The 12,463-nt window shown below is 39.6% G+C and carries 15 protein-coding genes; 5 read left to right on the forward strand and 10 right to left on the reverse strand.

Going from position 1 to position 12,463, the window contains the following annotated elements:
• Window positions 1-34: 34 nt before the first annotated feature.
• Window positions 35-583, reverse strand: a complete 549-nt coding sequence (locus E4661_RS08540; RefSeq protein ID WP_136466413.1) for a conjugal transfer protein TraO — start codon at window positions 581-583, stop codon at window positions 35-37.
• Between the two features lie 444 nt (window positions 584-1,027).
• Between E4661_RS08540 and E4661_RS08545 the strand changes: the two genes are divergently transcribed.
• The 5 genes from E4661_RS08545 (at window position 1,028) to E4661_RS08565 (ending at window position 5,683) form a co-directional block, all read left to right on the forward strand.
• Window positions 1,028-2,092, forward strand: a complete 1,065-nt coding sequence (locus E4661_RS08545) for a sensor histidine kinase (RefSeq protein WP_136466414.1) — start codon at window positions 1,028-1,030, stop codon at window positions 2,090-2,092.
• Window positions 2,093-2,107: 15 nt separating this feature from the next.
• Window positions 2,108-2,857, forward strand: coding sequence for a LytR/AlgR family response regulator transcription factor (locus E4661_RS08550; protein WP_136466415.1), 750 nt, complete (start codon window positions 2,108-2,110; stop codon window positions 2,855-2,857).
• A 378-nt stretch (window positions 2,858-3,235) separates the two neighbouring features.
• Window positions 3,236-3,895, forward strand: a complete 660-nt coding sequence (rpe, locus tag E4661_RS08555; protein WP_136466416.1) for a ribulose-phosphate 3-epimerase — start codon at window positions 3,236-3,238, stop codon at window positions 3,893-3,895.
• Window positions 3,895-4,857 carry a YpdA family putative bacillithiol disulfide reductase gene (locus tag E4661_RS08560; protein WP_136466417.1) on the forward strand — a complete coding sequence of 321 codons (963 nt, stop codon included), beginning with the start codon at window positions 3,895-3,897 and terminating at the stop codon, window positions 4,855-4,857. The genes rpe and E4661_RS08560 overlap by 1 nt, the downstream gene beginning before the upstream one ends.
• 73 nt (window positions 4,858-4,930) lie before the next feature.
• On the forward strand, window positions 4,931-5,683 hold the full coding sequence (locus tag E4661_RS08565) for a hypothetical protein (protein WP_136466418.1): 753 nt from the start codon (window positions 4,931-4,933) through the stop codon (window positions 5,681-5,683).
• Here E4661_RS08565 and E4661_RS08570 read toward each other — a convergent pair.
• The 9 genes from E4661_RS08570 to E4661_RS08610 all read right to left on the reverse strand — a co-directional run bounded on the left by E4661_RS08570 (window position 5,680) and on the right by E4661_RS08610 (window position 12,462).
• Window positions 5,680-6,258 carry a hypothetical protein gene (locus E4661_RS08570; protein WP_136466419.1) on the reverse strand — a complete coding sequence of 193 codons (579 nt, stop codon included), beginning with the start codon at window positions 6,256-6,258 and terminating at the stop codon, window positions 5,680-5,682. The two genes, E4661_RS08565 and E4661_RS08570, sit on opposite strands and share 4 nt — an antisense overlap.
• A gap of 1 nt (window position 6,259) precedes the next feature.
• Entirely contained in the window at window positions 6,260-7,303 is a 1,044-nt protein-coding gene (locus E4661_RS08575; RefSeq protein WP_136466420.1) for a D-alanine--D-alanine ligase, read from the reverse strand.
• Window positions 7,300-8,019 carry an NRDE family protein gene (locus E4661_RS08580; RefSeq protein ID WP_136466421.1) on the reverse strand — a complete coding sequence of 240 codons (720 nt, stop codon included), beginning with the start codon at window positions 8,017-8,019 and terminating at the stop codon, window positions 7,300-7,302. The genes E4661_RS08575 and E4661_RS08580 overlap by 4 nt, the downstream gene beginning before the upstream one ends.
• Window positions 8,007-8,492 (reverse strand): DinB family protein, encoded by a 486-nt coding sequence (locus tag E4661_RS08585; RefSeq protein ID WP_136466422.1) that lies wholly within the window; start codon window positions 8,490-8,492, stop codon window positions 8,007-8,009. Before E4661_RS08585 ends, E4661_RS08580 begins: the two co-directional genes overlap by 13 nt.
• Window positions 8,493-8,497: 5 nt before the next feature.
• A complete protein-coding gene (locus E4661_RS08590; RefSeq protein ID WP_136466423.1) occupies window positions 8,498-9,151 on the reverse strand; it encodes a LysE family transporter in 654 nt (217 codons plus the stop codon).
• Between the two features lie 15 nt (window positions 9,152-9,166).
• On the reverse strand, window positions 9,167-9,613 hold the full coding sequence (locus tag E4661_RS08595) for a YHS domain-containing (seleno)protein (RefSeq protein ID WP_136466424.1): 447 nt from the start codon (window positions 9,611-9,613) through the stop codon (window positions 9,167-9,169).
• A 174-nt stretch (window positions 9,614-9,787) separates the two neighbouring features.
• Window positions 9,788-11,740 (reverse strand): thiamine pyrophosphate-binding protein, encoded by a 1,953-nt coding sequence (locus tag E4661_RS08600; RefSeq protein ID WP_136466425.1) that lies wholly within the window; start codon window positions 11,738-11,740, stop codon window positions 9,788-9,790.
• Window positions 11,741-11,803: 63 nt separating this feature from the next.
• Window positions 11,804-12,169 (reverse strand): DUF1622 domain-containing protein, encoded by a 366-nt coding sequence (locus E4661_RS08605; protein WP_136466426.1) that lies wholly within the window; start codon window positions 12,167-12,169, stop codon window positions 11,804-11,806.
• A gap of 20 nt (window positions 12,170-12,189) precedes the next feature.
• The gene (locus E4661_RS08610; RefSeq protein ID WP_136466427.1) at window positions 12,190-12,462 is read right to left on the reverse strand and encodes a hypothetical protein; all 273 of its coding nucleotides are present in this window, start codon (window positions 12,460-12,462) and stop codon (window positions 12,190-12,192) included.
• Window position 12,463: the final 1 nt, after the last annotated feature.

Consider the following 12,463-nt stretch of genomic DNA (forward strand, 5'->3'; position numbering starts at 1 on the left):
TGACTTTTGCAATAATGTGATCTCGAGTTTCCCTTTATAAGTACCATCGAATTCCTGCTCCCAGCAAGAGCATGGATTTATCCACTTTGCTGTTAAAATGGTAAACTCCATTGATCGGAGCTATGAACGAAAAGGAATCGGAGAGGAAAAAATCCAGCTCAAAAGAGGCAAAAACCCCATAGACCATACCGCTTTCGGGTATCTGAATCTCATGTATGATTTCCGGGCGCCCCTTGTTGATTCTTTCATAACCAGCCGAGGCACCTCCTCCAAAGAAAACAGAGAACCCCCGCGTTGGCCATGTCAAAATTGTGGTAAAGTATCCAAAATTTGCCATATAGTCCTCATAAGGATACTCCACCGCAGCATCGGGCTGTTCCTTTGAAAAGGTAGTCGTTAAGGATAATTGAAAATAATCGGTTACGGTGTGGTAGTAGTTTGCACTTAAACTTATTCCATAGCCATTGGCCCTATAGTTTGGCGCCAAGCCAAAAGATAAATCACTTCTTTGGCAATGCATTTTTTGAAGGGCAACAACAAAGAGCAACAACAAAATGAACCAATTTAGCACGCTTTTTTTCATGACATAGCAGATTTGGTAATCCCTTTCTTTTCAGAAACTAGATAATTCGTTAACTATTTTAGTGAGCTTGAGGCTAAGTGCTCAATGAGGTTGAAGAAATCGGTAATTCTCCTGTCAAACAGAATCGAATGCCTTATGACAATATTAGCCAAAAAAATAGAATTCCATTGTTTGACACTTTACCAATTTTGAAAAAACAAAACTAAGCGCTTCCAACATTGGTCATATTACTGTATTCAAATCGATTCGTGTGCGTTGCTCAAGTCATATCAAGGTTTTGTTGTATTCATGGTCAGATTTAGGTTTATAGCCTTGAAAAACTGTCGTTTACAGCTTTTTGTAATTTACCTAGAGGCTATTTTGTACTTTCATGCCCGATTTCTTCCTGTACACCCAAGGGGTCATCGCTTCAGGAAGCTAGAATTCCGATAAAACGGTATTGGGATGATTGGAAAAGTTTTTAATTCGAAGAGCCGGATAGCCCACCATATCCTCTTTTGGTTGGGGTATATTCTATTCTATACCATTTTCTGGGGAAGTTATGAGGGCAACTATTGGGAACAATTTCTGCAGGTTTCGTTCTTGATGCCGTGGAAAATAATCCCTACCTATATCACGCTTTATTATTTAATGCCCAAATATCTATATCCACAAAAAATGGGTATGTTCATATTGCTCTCGGTGATACTAGCCATAAGTGTATCTATAATCGACCGATATATGACTTGGCGTTTTCTGTATCGCTGGTTTTATTGGGAAGAAGGGCATTGGAAAGACCCAATTTGGTATTTTCCCAAAATTCTCAATTCCCTGTTGAGAATATATACTCCCGTATTCTTGGCCATGGCCATTAAACTACAGCGATTTTACTACAAAAAAGAACAGATAAACAAAACGCTGGAAAAAGAGAAAATCGAAACCGAGCTTAAGTTTTTAAAGGCCCAGATACATCCACATTTTTTGTTCAATACTTTGAACAGCATATATTCCCTTTCATTGAAAAAATCGGCAGAAACCCCGGATGCCGTCTTGGGGCTGTCCAAATTTTTGGATTACATGCTTTATGAGTGCAACGACAAGTTTATCACCGTAGAGCGGGAATGGGAACAGCTCATGAACCTTGTAGAACTGGAAAAGCTTCGTTATGGTGATGATCTTACCATATCCACCAAACTTATTAACGATAACAACGAAAGTTTGATCCCTCCGTTGCTGCTGTTGCCCTTTGTGGAAAACGCCTTTAAACATGGTGCCGATAATTTGATTTCAGACTCTTGGATAAACATTGATTTGCGATTAGAAAATCAAAAGCTCCAGTTTATGGTCGAAAATAGCAAAGCTCCTTCGCAGACCAGTGAAGGACTGGATAGCGATAAGAATATTGGGCTTAAAAATGTAAAACGGAGATTGGTCCTCTTTTTTCCAGATAAACATGAATTGAAAATTCTAGAAGAACCTGACAGTTTTTTGGTTAAATTGGAAATTGATCTAAGCGATTTAAGCACCTAACCCCTATTCCATTGTATGGTTAGAAACATTAAATGCATTATTGTAGATGACGAACCTTTGGCACGAAGTGTCTTGGTCGACCATGCCAATCAAATTGACCAGTTAGAGGTTGTTGCTGTATGCGCCAATGCGGTAGAAGCCTTTGGATATCTGCAAAAAGAAGAAATAGACCTTGTATTTCTAGACATAAAAATGCCCAAAATCAGTGGTTTGGAACTTTTGGAGTCCTTGGATCACCAACCCCTTGTGGTCTTTACCACGGCGTACAGGGAATTTGCCATTAGAGCATTTGAACTTGATGCCATAGATTATTTGTTAAAGCCTATCTCGTTGGGCCGTTTTATGAAAACGGTGGCCAAGGCCAACAAATATCTGATGGGAAGTAGTCTGGCAGAACCTAAAGAATCAATCCCGAAAAAGGATATAACAAATCAGCCTACCGTCGAACCTGAGCTGCTTTATATAAAATCCCAAAGAAAGATTATAAAGCTGGATTTGTCCTCCATCAAATATTTGGAAAGTCTAAACGACAAGGTAATCATCCATACTTGCGATGGTGAGGTGGTTACCACTCAAAGAATCGGTTATCTTGAGGAAAAACTGCCCAAAACCCAGTTTGTCCGTATTCATCGATCCTTTATTATTTCTGCTGAAAAAGTGACGGCTTTTAACAGCATCATGGTGGAAATTAAGGGAAAGGAACTTCCTATTGGCAGAAACTATAGAGCTCAAGCCTTGGGAATACTTCAAAAAAAGTCAAAGTAAACCAAAGACACGGTATTTTACCTTTTTTGTGTTAAGCATTCCTTAAATACGACTTCAACACCACTCAAAATACATTTACAACGTTAATAAACACGTTTTCGGCACCAAACTACCCTCAAACGTCATATCTGAGTTCAGACGCGACATTCCCAAAAACCATTTGATTTTCATACCTAAGTAACGGTACTTTGGGTCATCATCATAATCAAAAAACGAACAGTTCATATAACTGTTTTAATAACCAACTACTAACCTTTATTTCCTCTGCCAATTCTATGGTGGAGGAAATATAAGTATAGGCCAAACCTTTCTTCTGTTCCCAACTAACTTTGATACACATCATTTGTCTATTTTTGTGGTAGTTTTCAAATAACTATAATGCAAGAAAAATTAGTAGCTCCTTCCCTATTGGCAGCAGATTTTGCCAACATTCAACGTGACGTCGAAATGGTTAATCAAAGTGAGGCCGATTGGTTTCATTTAGATGTAATGGATGGCGTATTTGTCCCAAATATTTCCTTTGGGATGCCCGTAATTCAGGCTATTGCAAAACACGCCAAAAAAACGTTGGATGTCCACTTGATGATTGTTGACCCAGACCGATATATCAAAACTTTTGCGGATTTAGGCTCTGATAATCTAACGGTACATTACGAAGCCTGTACACATTTGCACAGGACCTTGCAGGCCATTAAGGCTGAAGGTATGAAAGCGGGAGTAGCGCTAAACCCCCATACTTCAGTTAAACTATTGGAAGATACCATTCAAGACATTGATTTGGTCTGTTTGATGAGTGTAAACCCTGGTTTTGGAGGACAATCCTTTATTGAGAACACTTATCAGAAAGTTTCAGATTTAAAAAATATCATTGAAAGAAAAAATTCCAAGGCCTTAATTGAAATTGATGGAGGGGTAAATGCGACCAATGCCCGAAAGTTGGTGGATGCGGGAGCAGATATTTTGGTAGCTGGAAGTTTTGTTTTCAAAAGTGAAAATCCTACAGGCACCATCAAAAACCTAAAAGAAACCATTGCTTGATGCAAGAATTTGATGTACTGATCATTGGAGGAGGGCCTATTGGCATTGCCTGTGGGCTTGAGGCCAAGAAAAAAGGATTCTCTTACTTGATTGTTGAAAAAGGACCGATAGTGAATTCGCTGTTCAACTATCCCGTCAACATGCAGTTTTTCTCTTCTTCGGAACGATTGGAGATTGATGATATTCCCTTTATCAGTAAAGAAGCCAAGCCTAAACGCAATGAAGCGTTGGAGTACTATCGAAGGATTGTAACCTCTAACCAACTCAACATTCATCTTTTTGAAAAAGTTTTGGAGGTGCAAAGACAGCCCCCGTTGTTCGTTATAAAAACAGACAAGGGACAGTATTCCGCCAAAAATATTATCGTAGCGACCGGATTCTACGACCTACCTAATAAAATTAATGTACCAGGAGAGGATTTACCCAAAGTATCCCACTACTACAAAGACCCTCATTTTTACGCAAGTCAGAAACTGGCTGTTGTTGGGGCAAGTAATTCTGCAATTGATGCTGCTTTGGAATGCTGGCGCAAAGGCTCCGAAGTCACTTTGATCATCCGAGGGCCAGAGGTAGGACAGCGGGTAAAGTATTGGGTTCGACCGGACATTATCAACCGTATTGAAGAAGGAAGCATAAAAGCGTATTATAACTCCAATGTTAAGGAAATTCGACCTACCGAACTCATAATTGATACCCCTAAAGGGGAAGTGACCTTGGAAAATGATTTTGTATTGGCCCTAACCGGTTATATGCCGAATTTTGAATTCTTGGAAAAATTGGGAATCGAATTGTCCAAAGATAATAAACGCCTTCCCAATTATAATCCTGAGACCATGGAAACCAATATCGATGGACTGTTCTTGGCTGGAGTTATCTGTGGAGGTATGGAAACCCATAAATGGTTTATTGAAAATTCGCGAATTCATGCACCTATCATTATGGATGCTATTCTAAAAAAGTAAACTACCACAAAGCCTGATTTCCTTTTTGTAATCATTTGTATTTGACACGACTAAGATTCCATACATTTATAGTATGGACACATTAGCACAAGTACATCTGGCTTCACAATATTTAGCTACAGCGGGTAAAAGCTTTTTGGAACCCAAATCGGACGACAGTCACACCAATGTTGGTTTTTTTACGGAGGACAACACCCTTCGAACTTGGCATTTCGGCGAAACTGGGGCTTACTTGGCCTTTCAATATGATGACTTCTCGCTAAAGTGGGTGTCAAAAGAGAAAAGTGAAACATTTACCCTAAAGGGTAAATCTCATACCGAGATTGTGGAATGGATTTCTAAAATGGCATCCGAGTCGCAATTAGTCAAGCCATATTCCTATGATTTGCATTATGACCTACCCTATACCATAGACAAAGATTTCAAATTTGGACTTCCAGAAACAGATGAGTTACAAGGATTGGTTCACTTGCGGACTATATCCCAAAATGCATTGAAAGCTTTCCTACAAAAAGAAAATCTGGAGTCCGATATCCGAATTTGGCCCCATCATTTTGATACAGGAGCTTTTATAGTGTTGAACAACGGTTCTGGAAAATCCATAGGTATGGGGCTAGCCATTCCAGATGCAATGGTCAACGAACACTACTTTTATATCAGCGGATACCATGGGCATGATGGTATTGATACTTCTTCATTTGAAAACCTTACCCAAGGGGAATGGAAAAATGATGGTTTTAAAGGAGGGGTTTTAAGAGCATCCAATATTTCAGAAAGTACAGCTATCCAATTTTTTCAAGAAGCATTTAAGGCCTATACTTCTTAAAGTGAAAACTGATATTGCAAAGACACACTACCTATAAATCCTTGCTCCACTTCTTCTCCACTGGTTATCGCGTTGATCTCCCTTCCAAAACCAAGGGTAAGTCCAATTTGTGAACGTGTGTTTTTAATCGGCAGAAAATAGCCTCCCTCAAGCCAAGGCTGTAGCACCAAAGTATATGTGCTTCCAGAGATCGGAGCATCGGCAGGACCAATATCCGTCCAATCGATGTTAAGGCTCCATACGTCCAAATTTAATCCTGCGATGAATTTTCCTTTTCCTGATGGGAAATGCCTCCGAAAACCTAATGAACCACCAAACCCTTCTCCTTCTTCTGTAATGTTCACATCGCTAAAATCTTTTCGATCCACAAAATTTCCACCCAACCTCAGCAGTATGGATGATCTTTCACCAATGGCGTGGTCCAAGTTTAGGGTTGGGATAATTCCAGCTGGGTAAAATTGAACAGAAACTCCAAGGTATACCGGGTAGTGAGGTGAATTCGAATCCTGGGCCTTTGCTATTGACCCACTAAGCAGAATCAAAACAGCGCATAACAAACCAACTCGTATTTTCATGCTAAATGATTTTTAACTGGGCTTCCAGTTCCCCGTTGGCCCGTAACATGGCTCTTCCGTCTTTAAAACTCAAATAGGAATGTCCTTCCTTATGATTTGTAATACTAATCTCGTTGAGCATTCCCCAATGACGGGTAATCTCCTTCCATGCAAAAAACAGGGAATGTTTTGGATCGTAAATATGGGTAGCCTCGCCTCCTGCTCCATTGATTTCGATAATACTGAAGTTTTTTCCCTTGGAAAGGTCTTCAAAAGATTTGTGCAAAACATCTAAACGACCATAATGAAAGCCTTCAATTTTAGAACAAATGGTATCAATGACCTCTAAAAGCTCCTCATTCAATCTATGGGTATCATCGATAAACTTAGCTCCTCTGGTATGGCTTCCAAAGGGAACTAGAATAAATTCCTTCCCTTTATCCAAAACCTGGTTCAGCTTAAAACCAAACTTTTTTTGTAGTGCTTTGAGCTGTAGATGACTTCTTGGGTCCTTTTTAATCAATTCCAAGATTGAACTCCTTCCATCACCAATGACGGAAAGGAATTTTTTGGAGACAATACCGGTAATCTTCCCTTTCGGTTCTCCAGGTTTTCTAACATAAAAAATCCCAACCTCATGGGTATAGGGTATCAGTTCCTGAACCAAAAAATTCTCCGGTGTTTTGGTAAAATAATCCTGAAAAGCATCCTTGTCATGGATTTTATCCACTCCAAAAGCTTTCATACCAATGTCTGGTTTTGCTATAAACGGAAAACTAATTCCAGTTGCAAGAACCTTTTCCAAAGCAACTTCTGGTCGTTCTTCTTTTGAAATAAAAACAGTTTTCGGAATATGCTCTTTCGGAATCAGCTTATAAATTTCCATTTTGGATTCCATGGCCATTCCCCCATTCTTCATGGACGGGTTGGCCGCATTAAAAAAGAAGAAAGAGCGTGCTTTTATGGAGTAATAAAGCCAAACCGGAAACAAGGGATAATAAATTAACCAGAAAGGCCAATATTCCCAATGCGTTAGTTTATGCCATTTTAACCTCCAAGTACTCATATCGTAAGCTGATTCGGTGAAAAAGGAATGGTATATTTTTTATCATTCAAAAGGTCCAAATGCTGCAAAACAGATGCGTCGGAGCCCAAAACGACCTGGGTAACACTAAAAGTTTTCAATCCAGACTCCCTATTGATGATAAATCCATTTTCGTAGTCATCATGATTATTCGAATGAAAATCAACAATCTTAGACGCTGTAATATCTTTATCTGCATTGACAAAGTCTGTAAAATGGGAGTTTCTTCTCTGAATGGCATCATCGTCATATAAGGTCACCGATGACCAAATATAATCCTCGGTCTTATCCAAAGGCTTAAAATGTTTCAGCGTTCCATCCCAACGAAGTTCAATCAATGTTTGCCCATCAAACAACACCAAAGTAAATGGTTCAACATTATCCAAATCCATTTCTTTGAGAAAAAGTAAGGGACTTGGAGCACTTATGACCTCCAATACTACTACCCCCCTACTTTTGGCATATTTCCCCGTGGATTTATGCCTTATAAAAGCGCCATTCAACAATACAGCTACCACACCATGCTCATTGAGCGCGAACCAAGTGCCGCCAGCCTTAGGGTCTTTTGGAAAAAGTACCTTGACCGAGTTTATAATCTCCTCTTGGGGTTCAAACGCGTTTGGGCGCGAAACGTGCTCATCACGGTTAGAGGTGATGAAATAGTTGTTATTTCTTGATATAAAGCTTACTGTGCACATGCTTCCCTGTGTTGCATAGTTGATGGTGCCACCCCAAAAGATTCTGGCAATTCTATATTGGTAAAATGATTGATTCCAACTTTGATCAGAGCATGATGGTGTATGGTATGTTCCAGGTTATACATCACCTCCCTATAATAGTTCGATTCCAAACAGGTTTCTGCCCCTCCCAATTCATAGGTCACCTTCAACAATTTATTGGGTCTTTCCAAATTGGATTGTATGCTTTGCAGCTGAGACACGGCATAATCTACATCTTCTTCAATTCTTCGGTTACGCTCGCGCTTATCATAAGACACCTCAGCAGCGGCATAACCTTTGATCAAACATTGGTAAAGTTCAATAATATGTCTGGTGTGCTGCCCAATTGAAGCGTTAAAAAGGACCTCACAGCAATTTGAGTAACACCCTTCGGGGAGTTGCAACAAAATTTTCTTGAATTGCTCAATAGTATCTATCGAAGATTTGAACATAGTAGTTATTGTGTTTTAAATTTAAGCCGCTTTTTGACCAATAGAAACATAAGGTAGATAGAAAATCCAAGGTACAATAGTCCCATCAATAAATTGGTCAACATGCTGTAGCTTTTATAGTTTGAAAAAATATACTTTCCGGCGAAAATGAAGACACCAAGTCCCATCAAGGACCCGATACCAATTCCTAAAATATAAAGTGAGTATGATTTTTTTGAGGTCTCCAATATCCCTTTTGACGCAAGTACTTTGTTCCAGGTCATCCAAAAAGGAATATGCAAAGGATTTAGGGCACTCAATAAAAACCCCAACAAGAATGCCGAACTTATCTTGGGAAGCAGATTTATCCTTGATCCCACTTCAGAGATTTGGGAAGAAGCCATAAAACTGCCAACCGCCAAATACAAAAGCAACAATATCCCAAATGGGATAAGATAGTAAGATAACTTCTCTCCCAGTTCCAACTTTTCATTTCCGAAAAGGGTCAATCTTACAACAATGAGTTCCACCAATACTACCGCTATTGCAAACCATATAGCTGAAACCAAACTTTGAGAGGCGGCAATGTCAAAAGCTGTGATATTAAGAGTTCCCAAGGGCAATGCGCCCAAAAAACTCACCAGCAATCCAGAAAAACCAATCTTTGCGTACTTGTTCATTTTAAGGGTCAAAAACTACTTGTTTTTTATTTTTTCCCAGTTTTTGTCGGCTTTAGCTTGAAGTTTTTTTGGTGATTCCTTTGTCCACAGTTTTAGGGTATTGGTACGCCCGGTGTTATAAAAAAGGTATAATTTCCCATCCCTAATTTCAAATGTTTCTGGGTTGACGCTTACTTTTTTGCCAGATTTCGCTATGGCATAAGCACAGTATCCCCCATATTGTGGAGTAAATTTAGATGGATTTGCCATGAACTTATCCAAGTTTTCCTGTGTTGAAAATTTAAACTTGGCCCCATCATATTCAGTACTAAATTTCTTATCTCCATTACTAGCCTGTCCTTCAAAATAGGCCACTACATCATAGCCATTGACGGCAAACCCTTTTTTTGTGTTATAATCAATGGATTGGGCAAACGTTATGGAGCCCAACATCAAAAACAGTACTACAGTAACTTTTTTCATTCTAATAAATTGACAGTTCCTTTCCATTTTTCAATTTCCCCTTTTTAATAGTGAAAATTCTCCTATATACGATAGTATGTCTTTATGTATTGAATTTCCTTTCAAATCCGCAATAAAAAGTAATTAACAAGGTGGGCATCATTTCCCAAGAAAAGTGACAGCGGTTTTTCAACATCAAATGAGATTTACATCTGCCATAACCTCCAAAACGGCGGGTCCTTTTTCCTCAAACAATGACTTCATGGCATCTTCTAAATCCGTTTTACTTTCAACTCGACTTCCCCATGCACCGCATGATTGAGCAAACTCGGCAAAATTGGGATTATGCAAATCGGTTTTCCAAACATCAAATTCACCCGCTCGCTGTTCCTTGGAGATTTTCCCCAACTCTCCATTGTTGACCACAATCAATTTCACTGGCATTTTGTATTTGACCAAAGTTGTGATTTCAGCCAAATATTGACATAATCCCCCATCACCTGCAACGGCGACAATTGGTCTACTATTCCCAACAGCTGCAAAGGCACCCATGGATGCGGGTAGCGCAAAACCGATAGAACCTAAATATCCCGACATTAAAAAATTGTGTTGTTCCGATTCAAAATAACGCCCAAAGGAATAGGCATTATTCCCCACATCAACGCACATAATGGCATTCTTAGGGGCAAACCTTGTTAAACTGTCAAAAATGGCAATAGAGCTTATTCCATATCCTTCATCTTCCAACAAACGTTTTGCTTTCTCTTCCTTCCAGATTTTAGTACGTGCTTCTATTTCAGGGCGTTGGTCAACAGTATTCATTTGCCCTTTCAAAACATCTGTCAGTTGTGCCATTGTGGTTGAAATCTCTCCCCAAAGCGGAACATCAATGGCATGAAACTTACTCAAAACTAGAGGATCAAAATCTATCTGTATGGTTGGTTTTTTAGGTGTGATTCCTGTGTGGTTAGAAAAAGAGGCCCCAATAACCAATAACGCATCACTTTCATTCATAAACCAAGAAGCTATTGGGGTTCCGCTTCTTCCCAAAACTCCACAACCCAATGGGTGGCTGTCCGCAATTTGTCCTTTTCCTTTGAAAGTGGTCAATACAGGTGCATTTATGCTTTCTGCAAATGAGATTATAGCTTCCATGTTAAAACGCGCACCGTGTCCTACAATGATTACCGGACGCTTTGATGATTTTAGTAAATCGACTGCTTTATCAAAGGCTTCTTTTGGAGATGCAATCGAAAAGGAAGGCATTCTTCCCACCGGTGTCTGCGCCCGCTCTCCTTTAGGAGGCAATTGTGTCTGTATGTCGTCGGGAAACGTAAGGTGAGAAACCTCACGATTGATAATAGCATGTTTCACGGCCAAGCTCATTAATTCGGCATGCTTGCTAGCACCTTCCACCCTATGATTGAAGGGCGCAACAGACTCAAAGGCATTTACAAGGTCCACTTCTTGAAAATTTCCTGTGCCCACAACTTGTGTGGCCACTTGCCCAGTAAGAGCCAATAAGGGTGCACGATCTACCTTGGCATCCCATAAGCCCGTATATAAATTAGTAGCCCCTGGGCCTGCTATGGTAAAGCACGCAGCAGGTTTTCCCGTAAGTTTTCCATAGGCCGAAGCAGCGAACGCCGCTGCTCCTTCATGTCGAATTCCGAAAAATTTCAGGTCACCCTTTTCTTCCTTTCTTCGAAGGGCATCTGCAACACCCAAATTGGAATGTCCTACCATTCCGAAAACACGGTTTACACCCCAATTTACCATGGTTTCCACCATAATATCGGAAATGGTCGCCTCATGCTCCACCTCTTCCTCAACACCAACAAAAACAGCATCGCCTTCTTCCTTCACTTCAAATGTTTTTACGCCATCGTCATATCCTCCCGGAGGCAATCCAGTGCAAGGGTCAAAATCCCATCCATGCCATGGACACCTCAACATTCCATTTTCGATAGAGCCCTCACCCAAAGGCCCTCCCTGATGGGGACATCTGTTATCCAAGGCCGAAAATTTGCCCTTATAATGGGTTAAACAAATCCCTTGATGATTTGCAGTGACTGTTTTAACCCGTCCTTCGGGAAGGTCCTTTTTAGACTCAAGAACCTTATACCATTTAACGTTTTTTGAAGCCATGTTTAGTTATGTTTTTAGTTTGTTATAGTTGCTTTCAATAAAATGAAAGTAGAAGTATACTCCTTATACATTCGTCTGCTCTTTTTCTGCAGATGAATGGATTTCAGTTATTTCCTTTCCCAAAAAATATCCTATCGCAATTCTTATGACGATAACAATCCCCAGTTTGGTAAGTTCATCAATATTTCTATGAATCACGGAATCGATAATATCTGCGGCAATCAAAAAATCCAACGCCAATAATATGTACAGACCTATTTTGGAGCGAACATTTTGAGTGGCCTTAAAGAAATCATCCTTTCTTTTCAAGGTAGTTTCAGTTTTTACCAACTGAATTAACCCCTTAGCAAAACCGTACATTAAAATTACTACACCAATGTAGCTCACAATTTCACTTAAAACAGATAATCCTTCTTTTATATGCTCCATAGTCCTTGTATTACCAATTACTAAGACTTCACCCTACAGGTAGGACACTTGAATCCCGAACCATCTATTTTTAGTCTAATACCGTCAACATGGTTTACAATGAAATCTTGAATAAAAGCATAGTTTTCTTCGTGGTTATTGACATCTACTTGTTTGTCTTTAAATATTTCCCTGAATTGTCCATCATAATCCTGTGTTCCCCAACAGTTGGGACAAACACCATCTGGAGTTTTTAAAGCTTCTCCTTTATCCTTTTTAGAGAAGTAATCTAAAATTGAATTGTATAAGCTCATT

It is taken from the genome of Flagellimonas onchidii, assembly GCF_004804315.1.
Classification (GTDB): Bacteria; Bacteroidota; Bacteroidia; order Flavobacteriales; family Flavobacteriaceae; genus Flagellimonas; species Flagellimonas onchidii.